Consider the following 18,650-nt stretch of genomic DNA (forward strand, 5'->3'; position numbering starts at 1 on the left):
GGTGGTGGCGCCGTCGTCGTCGACGGGCGCCGCGAGGATCGAACCGGGTCGAAGGGGACGGTCGGCATGTTTCGTTTCATGGTTCGCGTGCTCGGCCTGTGGTGTCTCGCCGGCGGCTTCGCCGCGGCGATGATCGACGGGATGAAGAGCATCGCCGCCTCGAAGGTCGCCATGAGCACGGCGGCGGACACCTGGAGCGAGCTGGCGCCGGGTTCGCTCGCCGCCGTCGCCGCCTTCGTCGAGGGGCGTCTCGGCGAAGGGGTCTGGGCGGCGATGAAGTCCGCGCTGACGACCCTTCCGACCTGGGTGCTGCTCGGCGTCGTCGGCGCGCTGCTGGTGGCGGTGGCGCTGCCGGTGGAGGACGAGGCCCTGCCGCCGCCGTGAGGCGTGCCGCGCTCGGCACGGGTCCCGCGTGACGGACCGTCATGGAACCGTCGAACAAGCATCTTATCTCCTCGAAGACGACGCCCGCCCGGACCGTGATAGACTGATCGTCGCGTTCGGGATCACGAGACCGCGTCGAGCGAGGAGACCCCGTTGAACCCATTCGGCTCTCGTACCATCGCGCCGTGTCGGGACGCCGTCGGACGTCGCGGCGGCTCGGTGAACGGCACCGTCGTGGCCACCGGCGCGGCGCGGATCGGGAGGGCGGCATGACCCAGCCCGCGATGGACACCGGGCCGACGGCGCCTCCCGAGGACGTCTTCGCCCACTCCCCGGTCGGCAAGGCGCGCTACCTGCCGCGCTCCGGCGAGACCCTGGCGGGGGCGCTGCGCCGTATCCTGATCGACGAGATCACCGGCGCGCGCGCCATCGTCTGCGATCCCGATCTCTCCCGCGCCGAGAGGGTGCACCGGACCCGGCGCGCCTTGAAGCGGGTGCGCAGTCTGTGGGCGGTGCTGGAGCCTCTGCCCGGGGCCAATCGCGAGGGGCGGATCCGTCAGGTGCGCGACGCCGGCCGTCTGCTCGCCGAGGCCCGCGACGCCGACGTGATGGCGGCGGAGGCGAGCCGGCTCGTGGAGCGGGCGGCGGGGCGGGCCGATCCGGCGGCGAAGTTGCTCGAGGCGCGCTGCGCGGCGCGGGCCGAACGGGCGCATCTCGAGGTGCCGCCGTTCGACGAAGTGGCGGCGCGGCTGCGCGCCTGCGAGGCCGACGCGCGGTCGCTGCCGCTCGTCTTCGAGGGCGGGCCGCTCCTCGTCGAGGCGCTGGTGGCGAGCTATCGGCGCGGCCGCAAGGACTGGCGCGAGATCGACGACGGGGCGACCGGCAAGGCGCTGCACGACTGGCGCAAACGGGTCAAGCAGCGGCGCCATCTCTCGGCGATCGTGCCGATCGCGACCGCGGTGACCAGCCGCTCGATCCAGACCGATCTCGAGCAACTCGGCGAAATCCTCGGCGAGGAGCACGATCTGGCGGTGATGCGGCATCATCTCGAGACCGAGCCCGGCTTCCTGGCGCCGAGCGAGGGCCGCGACGACCTGCTCGAGCTGATCGCGCGGCGGCGGCGCAAGCTCAGGAAGGTGGCGCTCGATCTCGGCGGCGAACTCTACGATCTGCGCACGCGGGCCTTCGCCCGGGATCTGGAGGCCCTGCGGGAACTCTGATAGGGCTTTCGCAACGCAACATGTTCCCGGCGCCGTCGCGCCGGAGCGATCACGGAGACGGCGATGGCCGAGAAATTCATCGAACGCGGCCTCTTCGCCAGCCGCTGGCTGATGGCGCCGATGTATGTGGGGCTCGTCGGCGCGCTGCTGGTGCTGATGTTGAAGTTCCTGCAGGGGCTGGTCGAATTCGCGCTGCACGCGGTGACGGCGAGCGAGGCGCAGACCGTGCTGGCGATCCTGTCGCTGATCGACCTGACGCTCGCCGGCAATCTTCTGCTGATCGTCATCTTCTCCGGTTACGAGAACTTCGTCTCCAAGATCGACGTGGGCGATCACGAGGATCAGCCGGACTGGAAGGGCAAGGTCGATTTCGCCGCCCTGAAGATCAAGCTGATCGCCTCCATCGTGGCGATCTCGGGTATTCACCTTTTGAAGATCTTCATGGACATCGGGAAATTCACCGATCGCGACATCATGTGGATGACGATCATCCACGTCGTCTTCGTCGTGTCCGGCGTTCTCCTGGCGCTGATGGACAAGATCCACGGCGCCCACGAGACGCAAGGCGCGCTGCACTGATCTCCGGCCGCGCCGCGGCTCGCCTCAGCGCGCCACCAGCACCTCGCGACAGGCCGAGGGCAGGTCGGCGAGGGTGAGCGGCGGGCTCGGCTTTTCCGGCGGGCTCGGCTTCCACGGCTCGGGGCCGAGCCACCACGCCAGATCCGCGCCGCAGCCGTCGCCGTCGGGCGGGGCCGGCTGATCCTTGCAGGCGGTCTCGCCGTGGGGGCAGGCGAGGCGGATGTGGAAATGGTAGTTGTGGCCGTACCAGGGGCGGACCTTGGCGAGCCAATGACGGTCGCCGGTCGCCCAGTCGCACAGTGCCTTCTTGATCGGCGGATTGACGAAGATGCGCGCCACCTCCGGATCGCGCGCCGCCTCGCGCATCAGTTTCGCCCGGGTCTCGGTCCATCTGGTGCGGTCGAGTTCGCGCGCTGCCATGTTCACCATCGACACCGCCGAGATGGTCTCGCGCTCCTGCGACGACAGGGTGCGATCGGGCATGGGCGAGAACCAGATGTCGGCGTCGAGGCCGAGCTGATGGCTGGCGTGTCCGGTCAGCATCGGGCCGCCACGCGGTTGCGACATGTCGCCCACGAGAAGGCCGGGCCAGCCGACGGCGCGGCCCTTCGCGGCGAAGCGCTCGAGGAAGGCGATCAGCGCCGGGTGGCCCCAATTGCGATTGCGCGACAGGCGCATCACCTGCCAAGCGTTGCCGTCGACCGGCAGCGCCACCGCGCCGGCGAGGCAGCCGCGCGCATAGGCGCCGATCGACCGGGCCTCGAGCGGCGCGGGCGCCGCGGCGGCCCCGAACAAGACCTTGGCGGCATCGGCGGGAAGGGCGTCGCGGGCCTTCTCCATCTCGCTCCGCCCTTCCGTGCCCGAGGATTGGGCGGCGGCGGGGGCGAGCGAGGCGAGGAGCACGGCGGCGACGAGCGGAAGGGTCGATCGCATGGCGGGCCTCGAGGCGGGAGGAACGTCGCAGGATCCTACAGGCGGGATCTTTACGAATCGTCGACCATGTTCACGCGGCGGCGACCGCGCGATAGACGAGCCGCGCCGCGACCAGATCCTCGAGCGCGGTGCCGACCGACTTGAAGAGGGTGATCTCCTCGGCGCTCGCGCGGCCGGCGACGGCGCCCCGGCAGAGCTCGGCGAGTTCGCCGGCGACCGCCGCCTCGGTGAGGACGCCGGAGGCGAGCGGCTGGGTGAGGTCGCCGGCCTCCTTCAGGGCGCCGGCGCGGGTGTCGACATGGACGCGGGCGCGGGCGATCGTGGCGTCGTCGGCCTCCCGCATGGTCGGGGTGTAGCCGCCGACCAGATCGACGTGAGTGCCGGGGGCGAGCCACGCGCCACGGACCAGCGGCTCGCTCGACATGGTGGCGGCGGAGACGACGTCGGCGTCGCGGACCGCCGCCTCGAGATCGGAGGTGGCGCGCACCCGGAAGGGGCGGCCGGCGAAGCGGGCGGCCAGGGCCTCGGCCTTGGCGAGCGAGCGGTTCCAGATCGTCACCACCTCGATGGGGCGAATCGCCGCGTGCGCCTCGATCAGATGTTCGCTCAACGAACCGGCGCCGACCATGGTGAGGCGGCGGGCGTCGGGGCGGGCGAGGTAGTCGGCGGCGAGGGCCGAGGCGGCGGCGGTGCGCCACAGGGTCAGGCGGGTGCCGTCGAGCACGGCCAGCGGCGCGCCGGTGACGCCGGACATCAGCACATAGGCGCCGATCACCGAGGCGACGCCCCGGGTGGCGTTGCCGGGGACCACGGAGACGATCTTGACGCCCATCACCGCGTCCTCGGTCATGGTCGAGGAGGTGTCGCTCCAGGCCGGCATCAAGAGGAGCATGGCGTCGTCCTCGCCGGCGCGACGCATCGGATGGTGATGGCGGACGGGGGTGACGAAGGCCTCGCGGAAGCCGGCGCGCAGGGCTTCGACCATGGAGGCGCGCGTCGCGACGCGATCGATCGCGTCGGCATCGATGCCGATCATCGGGTCTTCTCCGCTCGGACGGCGCGCGTCAGGCGGCGCGGCCGGTGTCGGGGGTGGGAAGGGCGGCGCGGGTCTGGCCGGCACCGGGCAAGGTGACGAGGCCGGAGACGACGCCGTCGCGGGCGGCGACCTCCGCGGCGAGGCGCGAGCGCTCCGCCTCGAGCTTGGCGGCCTCGCGGCGGCCGGCGCGGGCGGCCTTGCGATAGCTGCCCTGACGCCACCACACGGTGACACCGCCGACGAGGACGCCGAGGATGAGGGCGCCGAGCGGCAGGAGGAACAGCGGCAGGGCGATCGACAGCGCCGGATCGTCGGGCCGGAACGGATCGAGCGACAGGGTGACGAGGCGACGGTTGGCGACCGCGAGGGCGACGACGACGATGCCGATCGGCAGCGCCAGAAGCCAGGTCAGAAAACGCTTCATCGGTTCTCGTCCCGCTGGGTGTGATGCGACTCGCGCGAGGCTCAGTCGCCGAGATCGACGCCGTCGTTCAGGCGTTCGCGCATTTCCTTGCCGGTCTTGAAGAACGGCACGTATTTCTCGGTCACCGCCACCTTTTCGCCGGTGCGGGGGTTGCGGCCGGTGCGGGCGGGTCGATTCTTGACCGAAAAGGCCCCGAAGCCACGCAATTCGACCCGATCGCCGCGCGTCAGGGCGCCGGTGATCTCGTCCAGCACCGCATTGACGATATGCTCGACGTCGCGCTGGTAGAGGTGCGGATTGCGCTCGGCCAACCGGCTCACCAGCTCGGACTTGATCATCGACCGATCCCCTCGGAATTACTCGGATTTTCGTCACGCCCAAGGTGCCAAACGGACTGCAGTCCGTCAAGCGAGCGAAGGGTCGCGATCGAGCCTTCGAGACCGAGGGCGGAGGTGACGCCACGGGTCGCGGCGGCGGCGAGGCTCTCGGCGAGCGGCCAGCCGACGCCCTCGGCCTTCGGCTTCCAGTCGAGGATCGGCAGGCCGCTCGCCACACCCTTGGCGTGCAACCACTCGACCGCGACACTCTCCTCGCCGATTTCGTCGACGAGTTTCAGGTCGAGCGCCTGATGTCCGGTGACGACGCGGCCGTCGGCGAGTTCGAGCGCGCGCTCGCGGGTGAGGCCGCGGCGCTCGGCGACGAGGCCGACGAACCAGTCGTAGGTGTCGCGGATGGCGCGATCGAGCATGGCGCGCGCCTCCGGCGAGGTCGGCTTGAAGGGGGTCGGCTCGGCCTTCATGGGCGAGGACTTCACCTCCTCGAGCTTCACGCCGACGGTCTTCATCAGTTCGGAGACGTCGCCCCATTGCACGAGGACGCCGATCGAGCCGGTCAGGGCCGAGCGCCGGGCGACGATGTGGTCGGTGCCGAGGGCCGCCATGTAGCCGGCGGAGGCGGCGAGCGAGCCGACGTGGGTGACGGTCGGCTTCTTCGCGGCGAGACGACGCAGCGCCTGATAGAGCGCCTCGCCGGCGGTGGTGGCGCCGCCGGGGCTGTCGATGTCGACGACGACGCCCTTGACCGCGTCGGACTCGGCCATCTGGTCGATGGTGGCGATGAGCGCGCGGTCGGGCAGCATCAGGCCCTTGACGGCGATGCGCGCCACATGGGGCCGGGTCTTGGAGGTGCCGCCGCCGACGAGGTCGAAGCGCACCGCGAGCGCGGCGCAGGCGACGACCGCGAGGAGAATGGCGAAGATGCGCCAGCGACCGAGCCTGCGCTCGAGGCGACGCCGATCGGCGATCGCGTCCGGGTCGAGCATCATCGAATGGGTCTCCGCCGGTGGATCCGAGGTCCGAGGGGTATCAGCCCCGGCGACGGCCTTCAACCCCGTCGACGGCGCGCGGTCTTCGGTCGCATGTCGCGAGTGAAACGAAAAAGACCCGCGCCGGTTCCCCGGCGCGGGTCTCTGCGATCACGGGGCGACCGGCGCGGATCGCGCCGGCCGACCTATCACTTGTCTTCGGTGCGGGCGCGCAGCGCCGCGCCGAGGATATCGCCGAGCGAGGCGCCCGAGTCGGACGAACCGAACTGAGCGATCGCTTCCTTCTCCTCGGCCATTTCCAGCGCCTTGATCGACACCGAGACCTTGCGGGTCTTGCGGTCGAACTGGATGACGCGGGCGTCGAGGCGCTCGCCGACGGCGAAGCGGTCGGGACGCTGATCACCACGCTCGCGAGCGAGCTCGGAGCGCTTGATGAAGGTGGTGAACTCGCTGTCGACGATCTTCACGTCGATGCCCGAATCCTTCACCTCGGTGACTTCGCAGGTCACGATCGCGCCGCGACGGATGTCGCCGGCCTTCTCGAAGGGGTCGCCGGCGAGCTGCTTCACGCCGAGCGAGATGCGCTCCTTGTCGACGTCCACGTCGAGGACCACGGCCTTGATCTTGTCGCCGCGACGGAACTCCTCGATGACCTGCTCGCCCGGACGGTTCCAGTCGAGGTCGGAGAGGTGGACCATGCCGTCGACGTCGCCGTCGAGACCCACGAACAGACCGAACTCGGTCTTGTTCTTGACCTCGCCCTCGACCACGGTGCCCGCCGGATACTTCTCGACGAAGGTCTCCCAGGGGTTGGCGAGCGTCTGCTTGAGGCCGAGCGAGATGCGGCGCTTGACCGGATCGACCTCGAGCACCATCACTTCGACTTCCTGCGAGGTCGAAACGATCTTGCCCGGATGGACGTTCTTCTTGGTCCAGCTCATCTCGGAGACGTGGATCAGGCCCTCGATGCCCGGCTCCAGCTCGACGAAGGCGCCGTAGTCGGTGATGTTGGTCACGCGACCCGCGAACTTCGCGTTCACCGGATACTTGGCGACGATGCCCTCCCACGGATCCGCCTCGAGCTGCTTCATGCCGAGCGAGATGCGGTGGGTCTCCGGGTTGACGCGGATGATCTGGACCTTGACGGTCTGACCGATCGACAGCACCTCGGAGGGATGGTTGATGCGGCGCCACGCGATGTCGGTGACGTGCAGCAGGCCGTCGATGCCGCCGAGGTCGACGAACGCACCGTAGTCGGTGATGTTCTTGACCACGCCGTCGACGATCTGGCCTTCCTGCAGGCTCTGGACGAGCTCGGAACGCTGCTCCGCCCGGGTCTCCTCGAGGACGGTGCGGCGCGACACGACGATGTTGCCGCGGCGCTTGTCCATCTTGAGGATCTGGAAGGGCTGCGGAACGTGCATCAGCGGGCCGACGTCGCGGACCGGACGGATGTCGACCTGGGAGCGCGGCAGGAACGCCACGGCGCCGTCGAGGTCGACCGTGAAGCCACCCTTGACCTGATTGAAGATGAGGCCGGTGACCTTCTCGTTCTTGGCGAAGGCCTCCTCGAGACGGGTCCAGCTCTCCTCGCGGCGCGCCTTCTCACGGGAGATGACGGCTTCGCCGAGCGCGTTCTCGACACGATCGAGATAGACCTCGACCTCGTCGCCGACCTTGAGGCCGCCGTCGCGGCCCTGGGCGCCGAATTCCTTGAGCGCGACGCGACCTTCGACCTTGAGGCCGACGTCGATCACCGCGAGATCCTTCTCGATCGCGACGATCTTGCCCTTGACGACCGAACCTTCATAGAGGTTCGAGGTCTCGAAGGACTCTTCGAGGAGGGCCGCGAACTCGTCGCGGGTGGGGTTCATCTGAGACATTCAAACTCCTGGTGCCGAAAACGGCTGCGCCGGCGGGGGCTGGTGTTCGGGGACGGTCTCGATCGCGTCCGGTTTCTCGTTGGTCGAGAAACAGCCCCGAGGTCTCCCCCGAGGTGCCGGCGCCGGCGAACATCGATCGAAATCGCTTCTGTCGTCCGAACCGCTCTTCCCATCCCCCGCGGGTGCGGGTCGGCGTGTCGGACGCCGGGGATAAGGAAGGGACACCCCGCGCGAGGCGAGGCAGCCGTCCGAACCGGCGTTCCATAGCCGAAGAGGCCGGCGCGGGCAAGCGAAAGCGGGGGGGAACCGACGATTTCGGGCCCTCGCCGCCGCTCGCGGAGGTCAGCCGCGGCGCGCCTCGACGATGGCGAGGGCGCGGGCGAAGGCGGCGTCGCGGTCGAGGTCGGAGGTGTCGAGGAGGATCGCGTCGGCGGCCGGCTTCAACGGGGCGACGGCGCGGCCGCTGTCGCGTTCGTCGCGTTCGCGGGTTTCGGCGAGGATCGTCTCGTAGACGACGTCGCGGCCCTTGGCGAGCAACTCGTCGGTGCGGCGGCGGGCGCGCACCTCGGGCGAGGCGGTGACGAAGATCTTCACGTCGGCGTCGGGGCAGATGACCGTGCCGATGTCGCGGCCGTCGAGCACGGCGCCGGGAGCGCGGGAGGCGAAGGCGCGCTGGAAGTCGACCAGGGCGGCGCGGACGGCGGGGTGGACCGCGACGCGGCTCGCCAATTCGCCCGCCTCGCGGCCGCGCAGATCGCCGCGCTTCAGGTCCTCGGGGTCGAGCGCCTCGGCGAATTGGCCGGCGAGCACGGGATCGTCGAGATCGAACCCGCGCTCGTCCATCAGCTTGCCGATGGCGCGATAGAGCAGGCCGGTGTCGAGATAGGGGAGGCGCAGCGCGGCGGCGAGGCGTTCGGCCAGCGTGCCCTTGCCGGCGGCCGCCGGGCCGTCGATCGCGACGACGAAGGGTCGGGCGGAAGGAACGTCGTTCGTCACGGGCGGATCTCTCGAGGTTCAGAAATCGAGGTCGGCGTAGGTGGCGGCCGGCGGGATCGCGAGGATGCGATCGGCGAGGAGCGTGCGGAACGAGGGCCGCGACTTGACCAGTCCGTACCAGGCCTTGGTGGTGTCGTCCTCGGCCCAGGGCACCTCGCCGAGATAGTCGACGCAGGAGAGCGCGGCGGCGGCGGCGAGATCGGCGAAGGTGAGGCGGCCGCCGGCGAGCCAGTCGCGGGTCATGGTCAGCCAGCCGATGTATTTGAGATGATGGCGGATGTTGGCGCGGGCGGCGCGCAGCACCGCCGAATCGGGCTCGCCGCCGCCCTGGGCGCGGGGGATCTCCAGTTTGAAGATCTTCTCGTGCACCAGATAGCCGACGACCTCGCCGTCGAACTTGCCGAGGAACCAGTCGACGAGGCGGCGCACCTCGGCGCGGGTCTCGGCGTGCTGGGGCATCAGGCGGCGGTCGCCCATGGCGTAACCGCGCGTCTCGTCGAGATATTCCATGATGACCGAGGCGCCGCAGATCGGCGGGCCGTCGTTCTCGACCAGGACCGGCAGGGAACCGGCCGGGTTCATCAAGAGGAAGTCGCGGCGCCGCTCCCAGGGCTTTTCCACCACGAGGTCCGGCACGATGCCGTATTCGGCGCAGGCCAGGCGCACGAAGCGGCTCGAGGTGGAGAAGGGATGGTGGAAGAGCGTGAGCATCGCGATCCGTATCAGGCGCCGGGGACGGATTCCGACGAGAATCCTTCCTATAGGCTCACGCGGGAGACCCGACAAGCCGAGCCGGAGAGACGCGGTGGAAACCCGGCCGCGCCGCCCCGCGATCCCCGCGCCTCAAGCCGCGCGGCGGTCGAACTGGCCGGTCGGGCGGAAGCGCCAGAGATAACCTTCGAGGACCGCCTCGATCGCGGTCGGCTCGATGCCGAGGCCGGCGAAGGTGCGGCCCTCGGCGACGGCGGCCTCGGAGACGACGTTGTCGGTCTTGAGCAACTCGACCTGATCCTCGGTGAGGAGCGGGTTGGGCAGGAGCTGCAGCACCTTGGCCTTCAGCTTGGCGAGGCCGAAGGGCACCGGCACCATCAGGCGCTTGCGGTGGGCGGTGGCGCAGACCAGCTCGAGGCATTCGCGGAAGGTCTTCACCTCGGGGCCGCCGAGTTCGTAGGTCGTGCCGGCCTTCGCGCCGCCCTCGACGGCGATCGCCACGGCTTCGGCGACGTCGCGGACATAGGCGGGCTGGAACCGGGTCTTGCCGCCGCCGATGAGCGGCAGGATCGGCGAGAGCGAGGCCATCAGGCCGAGCTTGTTGAAGAAGTCGTCGTCGGGTCCGAACAGGACCGACGGCCGCAGCACCACCGAGTCGGGCAGGACGTGGAGCACCGCGCCTTCGCCCAGCGCCTTGGTGCGGGCGTATTCGGAGGTGGAGGCCTCGTCGGCGCCGATGGCGGAGACGTGGACCATCGAGGGGATGCCGGCGGACTTGGCGGCCTCGGCGATCATGTGGGCGCCGTCGGCCTGGACGTCGGCGAAGGACTGCTTGCCGGTGGGGGCGAGAATGCCGACCAGATTGATCGCGGCGTCGGCGCCCTCGAGGGCGCGGTCGATCGACCAGCGATGGTCGCGGCGGATGTTGACCTGGACACCCATGATCTGACCGACGGCGCCGGAGGGCTGATTCTGACCGGCGAGATCGGGACGGCGGCAGGCGACGCGAATGCGCCAGCCGCGCCGCGCCAGCGCCCGCACGACCTGACGACCGAGGAAGCCGGAGCCGCCGAACACGGTGACGAGCTTGGCCTCGGAGGAGGGGAGGAGAGGAGCGGTCATGCGAAACCTCGTCGACTGTCGTGTGCGGCCTTGAAACCCGTTCGGTTCTTAGCCCTCCCCGGGCGTCCTGTGAAGCGCCTCGCGCACTCGTCCTTGGTGGAAAGCGAAATTCGTTTCATCGGGGCGATTGACAAGCGTCCGGGGACCGCTTAATCACGCCGCCGTTGCCCAGGTGGCGGAATTGGTAGACGCGCACGGTTCAGGTCCGTGTTCCGCAAGGAGTGGAGGTTCGAGTCCTCTCCTGGGCACCAACACCTCAGACGAGGTGAGTTCCACCAAAGCGTTAGACGGCGTTTCCGTCCCACTTGCCGTGGGCGCCGTTTTCGGTGGGACAAAGTCGCCTTCGTCCAGGCGCTTCCGCGCGTTGCGCGCCAACCTCTTCTGATCAGCCGAGCGGGTGTAGCGGTCGACCTCTTTCGAGGTCTTGTGACCTGTGAACGACATGATTTCGCGGTCGCTGGCGCCCTGTTCGGCGAGCGTCGCCGAGAAGAATTTGCGCAGCCCGTGCGCCGATCGATCCTTCAATCCCGCCTCGCGACACCAGTCTCTGAACTTGTTGCCGAAGGCTGCCGTCGAGGCGAAGGGACGCCCGTAGTCGGTCACGAGAAACGTCTCGGCGCCGTGCGCCGTCACGACGAGCGCTTCCTTCAGCGCGTCGCTCAGCGGCAAGGTGAGCGAGACCGGATTGCGGTTGCGGTTCTTCCACTGAGTGAAGGTGATGGTGCCGTCATCGATCATGGGTGGGCCGAGGCGATGAACGTCGGAGATCCGCTGTCCGAATTCGGTGAAGAGGACGAGCGCCAGCCGGGCCATGGAGCCCATGGGGTGACGCGCTTCGAATCGTTCGACGTCGGCCTTCGACCATGCAGGAATGCCGCCCGCACGAACGGCGGGGAAATAGGGCACGACGGCGGCCGGGTTGGTGTCGGCGAGATCGTTGACCACGGCGTGCTTGTAGAGCTGGCGGAGCGCCTTGATCATGCCGTTCGCCGCCCCCGGCGTCTCCGACAAGCGGTCCCGTACCGCGCGGACGTGGCGCGGCAACATCGCACGATAGGGCAAAGTCCCGAACTCGCGCCCGTCCTTGGCCTCCATCAGACAGAAGCGATCGAGGAGTGATCGGCGGACGCGGCGTGTCGAGGCATCGAGCCCCTTGAATTCGGCGCTGGCATAGTAGCGTTCGCACAAGGAACGGAACGATCCCGGTGCAGCCGGGGAGTCCTTCCCCTTCCTCTTCGGTGTCGGCTTCACCTTGCCGGCGAGGGCGTCGCGGTAGAGCGACCAGAATGCCGGGGTGTCGTACTCTTCACGGATGCGGATTTTCGCCTTGCCCGACGGGCGAACGTACCAGCGCACCTTTCCGTGCCGGTCGACGTCGCGCGAGAGGTGGGGCGGGTTTCGGCGCACCATGGGTCAGACGGCCTCGTCCCAAGGATTGACGACTTCCGGCTCTTGGGGAGCCGAGGGGGCGGGCCGATCGACCAGAACGACGATTCGGCCGTTCGGCTCGACTTCGACGCGCGGGCATTCGACACCTGCCGCGAGCGCGCCCTTGAAGGCGCGCGTGATGTCCGACGTCTTGAAGCGAGCGGGTTGTCTCGCCATGGTCACACCCCCGTCTGCGTCGCCTGGGTGCCGAGGGGCACCCAATTGGCGGGTTGGTGGTAGACGTCGCCGTTCGCGATCGGCGGTTCGTTCTCACGGCGGCGGACGTCGTTGGGCGAGAGCGCGCCGATCTCGCGGCCGATCCGGTACGCTTCGAACCGCGCCTGCACGTCGCCGCGCAGCAGCGCCGACAGGTCGTGTTCGACGTAGATCGACCGGCGGGCGGCATCGGAGAGGAGGCAGCGCATCATGGCCGCTTCGATCCGCGCGGCGAGCGGCCCCAGTGCATTTTGCACGAGGGCGCGCGCCTCCTGTTCCGTATTGGAATAGGTGCCGCGATCGGTGATGCCGACGCACGTCGGCGGGATACCGAAGACGCGGGCGACATCCTCGTTCGCGAGCTTGCGGCTCGCGAGGAATTCGGCGTCCTGCGGCGTCCACGAGATCCGTTCGAACTTGGCACCGCCGTCGAGGATCATCATCTCGCCGGACTTGCCGATGCCCTGGTATTTCTCCCTCAGCGTCTGACGAACGCGAGCGGCCTGTTCCTGGTTCTGCACGAACTTGTCGGGGAAGGAGATCACGCCCGACGGCCGTAGCGCGTTTCGGATGAAGCCCTCGGCGGTCTCGGCCTGCCCGACGGCGAAGCCCATCGCCTCGCGGGCGATGTGGAGCGGCGAGAGGCCCATCATGCCGTCGCGGGTCGGTCCGCGAACGTGCAACACCTCGTCCTGCAGCAGGACTTCCGTCCCGCCATAGGGCGACGAGATCCGATAGCGCAGGCGCCCGCCGGCGAGGCGTTCGACGCCGACGTTGCCCCACGGCTCAGGCCAGAGCGCGACCACTTGGCCACGCGCGTTGCGCTCGATCCGGGCGAAGGCGTTGCCGCGGGTGTCGAGTTCGCGGAGGAGGAATTCGCGACCCTCGAAGGCCGCGAGGTTCGGATTCATCTGGTCGTGCAGTACCGCATAGAGCGGAAGATCGTCGGCCCGCTCGCGCCCGCCGTCAGCGGTGCGGCGGAAGGCGAAGAGGCCGACGCTCGCCAGCATCTCGGAACGGATGCCGACGCAGCGCGCTGCGACGGCGAGGCTCGACAGAGTGACGTCGGGAGACGCCGCGCCGCCGAGACCACGCGTCGCGAGATGCTCGGCGAGGAAGGCGTCGGGCGATGCGGAGCGCGTCTCGCGGCGGAAGAAGCGATCGAGGAAGCCCATCAGCACACCCCCACGGCGGCGAGGCGGAAGCGCGCGAGGGCGAGCGGCATGACGCCGCCAGACCCACGCGCCCGCGCGTTGACGATCGTGCCGTCATAGGCGGCGAACGCCTGGACGACGGAGATTTCGACGAGGTCGACGGCGACGAGCTCGCGCGCCTCGCCCGACCAGACGTCGCCGCCGGCCGGCACCCGGAAGCCGAAGCTCATGCCGCCGAGGTCGCCGCGCTCGGCGAGCGCGAGAACGTCGCGGCCCGCCTGGGTGTCGGGCACGTCGAGGGCGAAGGCGAGGCCACGCGTGTCCTCGGCGAGGCGCAGTGTCCCCGACCGGGTGCGGGCGAGGACGCGGCTCGGGTCGTGGTCGACGAGGGCGAGGACGTCGCCCCGCCGCTCGAGGCTCTTGGTGAAGGCACCGGCCCGGATCGTCTCGGAGAAGGAACCGATCCGCGCCTCGGCGCCGAAGAGCGCGGCGTAACCCTCGAGCGTCCGGCCCTTCGACCGGACTTCGAGGGCTCCCGCCCGCTTTTCGAGGGTGGCCGCGTCGATCATGCGATGATGTCCTTCGCGACGACGAAGCATTCCGGGTGACGGAAGGCGATGTCGGTGTCGAGGAAGGCATGCAGCAGAGCGCCGCCCTTGGACGCGACGTCCGAGTGGTAGGGGTTCAGCAGGATGTCGACCCCCGACCAGTAGGCGAGGACGAGGTCGGCCCACCCGCCGTAGATCATCGCCGAGAGATCGGCGCCGGTGCCCTTCGTCAGGTTCGACGGCACCTGATTGGAGAAGGTGACGGGCTCGTTCTGGAACACCTGCCCGATCCCGTAGAACCGCGACTGAGCGTCCTTCATCTTCATCGCCGCCGACTTCACCTTGTTGTTGGTGAGGAAGGCGAGCGAAGTCTCGTCGCAGTTGGCGAGATCGAGAGTGCGGATCATGTTGGGCACGACGTCGAGGTCGAGGGCGGCGCCGTCGGTCCCCATCTCCACCACCGGAACCGAGGCGTTGGCGAGGATGCCCACGGGCTCGTTGGTGCCGCCGCCCTTGATCGCGGCCGAGTCGAGCGCCTGGGCGATCAGCCAACCGAGATCCTTGCGCAGGATGGCCTCGATCTGCGGCGCCTGAATCATCATGCGGCGGGACATTTCGTACTCGCCGGTGACGGTCTTCGGGGCGAGCGAGACCTTGTCGAAGGCGACGTCGGAGCGGGTGGCGGCGCCACCCTCGGCGACCCAACCGACCGAGCCCGAGCCGGTCATGCGCGGCAGGTCGAGGAAGGACGTCAGGCCGGAGAGCACCGTCGCGCCCATACGTTGGATCGCCAGCATGGGCCGCAGGCGGTCGATGGTCGGCCCGAGGTCGGTCGCGACGAGGTTGCCGGCGGTGCCGCCGACGGTGGCGGCGCGGGTCTCGAGCAGGATCGAGGTCGGCACGTTGATGGCGCCCGGGCGGCCCGAGCGGTTCTCGGCGTTCCATTCGGCCTCGGCGCCGGAGAGGCGGCCGCGCTCGGAGAAGTCGGCGAGAGCCCGACCGATCGAGAAGCGACGCTCGACGTCGGCGAGGGTGTCGCGGCCACCGGCGACCGGCTCGGCCTCGGCACGGCGCTCGGCCTCCTCGAAGATGCGGGCGCGGCGCGCCACTCGACGGCGGTCGAGAGGAGGCGGTTCGGTTCGCCGAGAAGCTGGCGCGCGACGGGTTCGATGAGGTCGACGAAGTCGGTCATCTCCCGCCCTCCTCGGGTGGGACGACGCCATCAGAAAACCCAATGAAATCAGTCCGTGATTTTTCGTCCCACTCGCTGCCAACATCTTTGGCGGGCTTGCCTTTTTCAACGCCTCTCCTGGGCACCATCTCTCCCGAGAGATCGTGTTTCGCGTCCGAGTTTCAGGGTTTTCGGCGTCTTCTTCTTCGCCGCGCCGGCGTGTTCGTCCGGCGGCGCGAGAGCGCGTTCGTTCCGGCTGCTCTTCCCCGAAAAATCTCGTGATCGTCCGCTCTCGCCGATTCGTGTCGGCGGGATCGATCGGCGTGCGCGGGCCGCGCGAATCGGCTCGAGGGGGGGGGCGTCAGAGCGTGGGCGCGACGGCCAGCAGGCCGGAGAAGATCGCCAGCGAGACCAGGGTGTGGACGGTCAGGACGCGGTGGACGAGCCGGCGTTCCTCGTCGCTCTCGCGCCCCTCGGGCATGAACAGCGGCACGATGAAGGGCGGCGGCAGGATCATCAGCGTGAAGAGGGCGACGGCGTAGCGCGGCTCGAAGCCGAGGGCGAGATGGACGATCCCCCAGGCGGCGGCGATCGCCAGCGGGATCTGGAGCGCCAGCCGGAGGGCGACGATCTTCGCCACTTCGCCGAAGGCGCCGCCCTCGAAATGGAAGCCGTGGCCGACGACGATCAGGATCAGCGGCACGGTCATCGGCGCGAGCAGGCGCAGCGTCGCCATCAGCGCGTCGATCACGGGCAGACGCTCGAGATCGGCGGCATGGATGCCGAAGGCGTCGAGGACGAGGCCGGCGACGATCGCCACGATCACCGGATTGGTCAGGAAGCGCTTCAGCAGCGCGGCGAAGCTCGGGCGGCCGTCGCGGGCGGCGATCAACAGCGCGAAGAAGACGAACCAGATGAAGATCTCGTGGCCGAGCGCGACGACGGCGATGGTCGGAACCGCGCCGAGGCCATAGGCGCCGGCGAAGAGGCCGATGCCGAGCATGCCGTATTCGTAGCCGGTCATCAGGAACTTCGCCCAGGGCCGGTCGATGCCGGCGGCGCGCAAGAGGCGCGGCCCGACGACGAGGCCGATCAGGCAGACGGCGAAGACCAGCGCGATCAGCGCCCCGTAGTCCGGGCGCAGGTCGAGGTCGACGAAGGAGAGGAACAGGACCGACGGCAACACCACCCGCACGACCAGCAGCTTCAGTGCGTTGCCGGTCGCCTCGTCGACCCATCGCGACACCCTGAGGCCCCAGCCGAGCCCGAGCAGCAGGAAGATCGGCAGGATGCGCAGGAGGAGCATGGACATGGGGAAACCGCGATTCGAGGGCGGCGGCATTTTCGCATCCCACCTCCGGCGGGCAAGCGCGGGCGGGTGTGACATCGCGGCGCCGGCCCGAGGCGTGGCTTCGGTGGCGAGGGACGCGCGGGAGGGCACCGGCGCGTGGTCGGTCGGCGTTCGTCCGGGTCTCGGCTCTTCGACCCTCGGTCGCTCTTTCCGCGCTCTTCGTCGCCTCCTCGCGCCGTCCCTCGGCTCGCGGCCTCCCTCCGCGCCGGTCGTCTCCGAGCCGGCGCTCGTCCCCCTCCGCTCCGGCGGTCGCCCTCCTCCTCCGACCAGGGCCCCCTCCCGCCAGGACCCATCCCCTCCCGCGTCTCCCTCTCCCCTCGTGGAGAGACGACGTGTTTCATGTTCGTATGTCGAACTATCATGCGAGATCCGAACATCGCGATTGCGGGTCGGACGCGTGCGTGGAACGATTTGCCGGCGTTCCCCGGCCGTCGGCCAGTGGAGCGGGTGTCGGCGCGATCCCGCGAGATCGGGGCCGGCGCGAGGAAAACGCGAAGGATCGAGACCCGTCTCGATCGATCGAGGCAGGTTCGATGGCCCAGATCACGACGCTCGCGAGCGCCGTGCGGGATCTCGTGCACGACGGCGACACGGTCGCCTTCGAGGGATTCACGCATCTCATTCCGCATGCCGCCGCCCACGAGGTGATCCGGCAGGGCAAGAAGGATCTGACGCTGATCCGCATGACGCCCGACGTGATCTACGATCAGATGATCGGCATGGGGCTGGCGAAGAAGGCGGTCTTCTCCTACGCCGGCAATCCGGGCGTGGGGCTTCTGAAGCGGATGCGCGACGCGCTCGAGAACGGTTGGCCGCGCTCGATCGAGACCGAGGAACATTCCCACGCCGGCATGGCCAACGCCTACGAGGCAGGCGCGGCGGGGTTGCCTTGCGCGATCTTCCGCGGCTATCGCGGCGCCGGGCTGAAGGCGGTCAACCCGAACATCCGTTCGGTCGTCTGCCCCTTCACCGGCGAGGAGCTCGCGGCGATCCCGGCGAACCGGCCGGACGTCACGATCATCCATGCCCAGAAGGCGAACCGGAAGGGCGACGTGCTGATCGAGGGCATCATCGGCGTCCAGAAGGAGGCGGTGCTCGCGGCGAAACGCTCGATCGTCACGGTCGAGGAGGTGGTCGACCATTTCGACGACGCTCACCCCAATCTCTGCATCCTGCCGCATTGGACGGTGACGGCGGTGGTCGTGGTGCCGGGCGGGGCCCATCCCTCCTATACCCACGGCTATTACGCCCGCGACAACGCCGCCTATCTCGCCTGGAACGAGATCTCGGGCGATCGCGACACGTTCCTCGCCTGGATGAAGGCCAATGTCCTCGACGTCGGCCCCGACGTGTTCGCCGCCCGTGTGGAGGGCCTGCGCAAATGACCGCGACCTCGGACCTCGGCTTCACGCCCGACGAGATGATGACCATCGCCGCGGCGCGGGCGTTGTCGAACGACGACGTCTGCTTCGTCGGCATCGGCGCGCCGTCGGCCGCCTGCAACGTGGCGCGGCTGACGCACGCGCCGGACATCACGCTGATCTACGAGAGCGGCACCATCGGCACCGCGCCGGAGGTGTTGCCGCTCTCGATCGGCGACGGTGAACTCTGCGACACCGCGCTGACCACGGTCTCGGTCCCGGAGATGTTCCGCTATTGGCTCCAGGGCGGGCGGATCAAGACCGGCTTCCTCGGCGCCGCCCAGCTCGATCGCTTCGGCAACATCAACACCACGGTGATCGGCGACTATGCCCATCCCAAGGTGCGGCTGCCCGGCGGTGGCGGGGCGCCGGAGATCGCCACCTCGTGCGGGCGGATCTTCATCACCATGAAGCAGTCGAAACGGGGCATGGTCGAGACCATCGACTTCTACACCTCCTTCGGCCACGGCGAGGGCGGCGATCACCGCCAGCGGCTCGGCATCACCACCGCCGGACCGGCGCTCCTGGTGACGGATCTGGCGGTGTGGAAGCCCGATCCGGTCACCAAGGAATTCACCGTGGTCTCGATCCATCCGGGTGCGACCCGCGAAGAGGTCCAGGAGACCTGCGGCTGGACCGTGCGCTTCGCCGACACGGTGGAGGAGACGCCGCGGCCTTCCGCGCTCGAATTGACGACGCTCCGGGATCTCAAGGAGCGCACCCGCATCGCCCATCAGGGGGGCAAGTGA

General features: G+C 69.2%; 19 protein-coding genes, 1 tRNA gene and 1 pseudogene. 6 read left to right on the plus strand and 15 right to left on the minus strand.

The features are described from left to right. The first annotated feature begins 66 nt into the window (after positions 1-66). From J3S89_RS02175 to J3S89_RS02185, 3 genes are all read left to right on the plus strand, one after another. Positions 67-384: a hypothetical protein gene (locus J3S89_RS02175; RefSeq protein WP_217925837.1), complete on the plus strand. Its 318-nt coding sequence runs from the start codon at positions 67-69 to the stop codon at positions 382-384. A 269-nt stretch (positions 385-653) separates the two neighbouring features. Then, positions 654-1,604, plus strand: a complete 951-nt coding sequence (locus J3S89_RS02180) for a CHAD domain-containing protein (protein ID WP_217925838.1) — start codon at positions 654-656, stop codon at positions 1,602-1,604. A gap of 63 nt (positions 1,605-1,667) precedes the next feature. After that, on the plus strand, positions 1,668-2,183 hold the full coding sequence (locus J3S89_RS02185; protein ID WP_217925839.1) for a TIGR00645 family protein: 516 nt from the start codon (positions 1,668-1,670) through the stop codon (positions 2,181-2,183). A gap of 24 nt (positions 2,184-2,207) precedes the next feature. Here the strand turns inward: J3S89_RS02185 and mepA are convergent, their stop codons facing one another. From mepA to J3S89_RS02230, 9 genes are all read right to left on the minus strand, one after another. After that, positions 2,208-3,116: a penicillin-insensitive murein endopeptidase gene (mepA, locus tag J3S89_RS02190; protein WP_217925840.1), complete on the minus strand. Its 909-nt coding sequence runs from the start codon at positions 3,114-3,116 to the stop codon at positions 2,208-2,210. Between the two features lie 70 nt (positions 3,117-3,186). Then, the gene (gene lhpI, locus J3S89_RS02195) at positions 3,187-4,152 is read right to left on the minus strand and encodes a bifunctional Delta(1)-pyrroline-2-carboxylate/Delta(1)-piperideine-2-carboxylate reductase (RefSeq protein ID WP_217925841.1); all 966 of its coding nucleotides are present in this window, start codon (positions 4,150-4,152) and stop codon (positions 3,187-3,189) included. A gap of 28 nt (positions 4,153-4,180) precedes the next feature. Beyond that, a complete protein-coding gene (locus tag J3S89_RS02200; protein WP_217925842.1) occupies positions 4,181-4,576 on the minus strand; it encodes a lipopolysaccharide assembly protein LapA domain-containing protein in 396 nt (131 codons plus the stop codon). Positions 4,577-4,617: 41 nt separating this feature from the next. Continuing rightward, a complete protein-coding gene (locus J3S89_RS02205; protein ID WP_217925843.1) occupies positions 4,618-4,914 on the minus strand; it encodes an integration host factor subunit beta in 297 nt (98 codons plus the stop codon). Next, on the minus strand, positions 4,911-5,900 hold the full coding sequence (sppA, locus tag J3S89_RS02210; protein ID WP_217925844.1) for a signal peptide peptidase SppA: 990 nt from the start codon (positions 5,898-5,900) through the stop codon (positions 4,911-4,913). The genes J3S89_RS02205 and sppA overlap by 4 nt, the downstream gene beginning before the upstream one ends. Before the next feature lie 188 nt (positions 5,901-6,088). Beyond that, on the minus strand, positions 6,089-7,783 hold the full coding sequence (gene rpsA, locus J3S89_RS02215; RefSeq protein ID WP_217925845.1) for a 30S ribosomal protein S1: 1,695 nt from the start codon (positions 7,781-7,783) through the stop codon (positions 6,089-6,091). A gap of 342 nt (positions 7,784-8,125) precedes the next feature. Continuing rightward, positions 8,126-8,779: a (d)CMP kinase gene (gene cmk / locus J3S89_RS02220; RefSeq protein WP_217925846.1), complete on the minus strand. Its 654-nt coding sequence runs from the start codon at positions 8,777-8,779 to the stop codon at positions 8,126-8,128. 18 nt (positions 8,780-8,797) lie between these two features. After that, on the minus strand, positions 8,798-9,490 hold the full coding sequence (locus tag J3S89_RS02225) for a glutathione S-transferase family protein (protein WP_217925847.1): 693 nt from the start codon (positions 9,488-9,490) through the stop codon (positions 8,798-8,800). Positions 9,491-9,622: 132 nt separating this feature from the next. Beyond that, positions 9,623-10,612 carry a complex I NDUFA9 subunit family protein gene (locus J3S89_RS02230; protein WP_217925848.1) on the minus strand — a complete coding sequence of 330 codons (990 nt, stop codon included), beginning with the start codon at positions 10,610-10,612 and terminating at the stop codon, positions 9,623-9,625. A 166-nt stretch (positions 10,613-10,778) separates the two neighbouring features. Between J3S89_RS02230 and J3S89_RS02235 the strand changes: the two genes are divergently transcribed. Continuing rightward, a tRNA-Leu gene (locus tag J3S89_RS02235) sits at positions 10,779-10,863 on the plus strand. A 190-nt stretch (positions 10,864-11,053) separates the two neighbouring features. Here the strand turns inward: J3S89_RS02235 and J3S89_RS23465 are convergent. From J3S89_RS23465 to J3S89_RS02265, 6 genes and pseudogenes are all read right to left on the minus strand, one after another. Continuing rightward, a pseudogene (locus tag J3S89_RS23465) lies at positions 11,054-12,022 on the minus strand (tyrosine-type recombinase/integrase); the annotation flags it as partial. Positions 12,023-12,025: 3 nt separating this feature from the next. Further along, positions 12,026-12,217, minus strand: coding sequence for a hypothetical protein (locus J3S89_RS02245; RefSeq protein WP_217925849.1), 192 nt, complete (start codon positions 12,215-12,217; stop codon positions 12,026-12,028). A gap of 2 nt (positions 12,218-12,219) precedes the next feature. Beyond that, positions 12,220-13,431, minus strand: a complete 1,212-nt coding sequence (locus J3S89_RS02250; RefSeq protein ID WP_217925850.1) for a phage portal protein — start codon at positions 13,429-13,431, stop codon at positions 12,220-12,222. Beyond that, the gene (locus tag J3S89_RS02255) at positions 13,431-13,979 is read right to left on the minus strand and encodes an HK97 family phage prohead protease (protein WP_217925851.1); all 549 of its coding nucleotides are present in this window, start codon (positions 13,977-13,979) and stop codon (positions 13,431-13,433) included. Before J3S89_RS02255 ends, J3S89_RS02250 begins: the two co-directional genes overlap by 1 nt. Then, positions 13,976-15,067, minus strand: a complete 1,092-nt coding sequence (locus tag J3S89_RS02260) for a phage major capsid protein (protein WP_217925852.1) — start codon at positions 15,065-15,067, stop codon at positions 13,976-13,978. The genes J3S89_RS02255 and J3S89_RS02260 overlap by 4 nt, the downstream gene beginning before the upstream one ends. Positions 15,068-15,490: 423 nt before the next feature. Next, positions 15,491-16,441 (minus strand): AEC family transporter, encoded by a 951-nt coding sequence (locus J3S89_RS02265; RefSeq protein ID WP_217925853.1) that lies wholly within the window; start codon positions 16,439-16,441, stop codon positions 15,491-15,493. A 572-nt stretch (positions 16,442-17,013) separates the two neighbouring features. Here J3S89_RS02265 and J3S89_RS02270 point away from each other — a divergent pair. Next, a complete protein-coding gene (locus J3S89_RS02270) occupies positions 17,014-17,865 on the plus strand; it encodes a CoA transferase subunit A (protein ID WP_217925854.1) in 852 nt (283 codons plus the stop codon). Then, positions 17,862-18,650: a CoA-transferase subunit beta gene (locus tag J3S89_RS02275; RefSeq protein ID WP_217925855.1), complete on the plus strand. Its 789-nt coding sequence runs from the start codon at positions 17,862-17,864 to the stop codon at positions 18,648-18,650. Before J3S89_RS02270 ends, J3S89_RS02275 begins: the two co-directional genes overlap by 4 nt.

Source organism: Pinisolibacter aquiterrae (assembly GCF_019160155.1).
Classification (GTDB): Bacteria; Pseudomonadota; Alphaproteobacteria; order Rhizobiales; family Ancalomicrobiaceae; genus Pinisolibacter; species Pinisolibacter aquiterrae.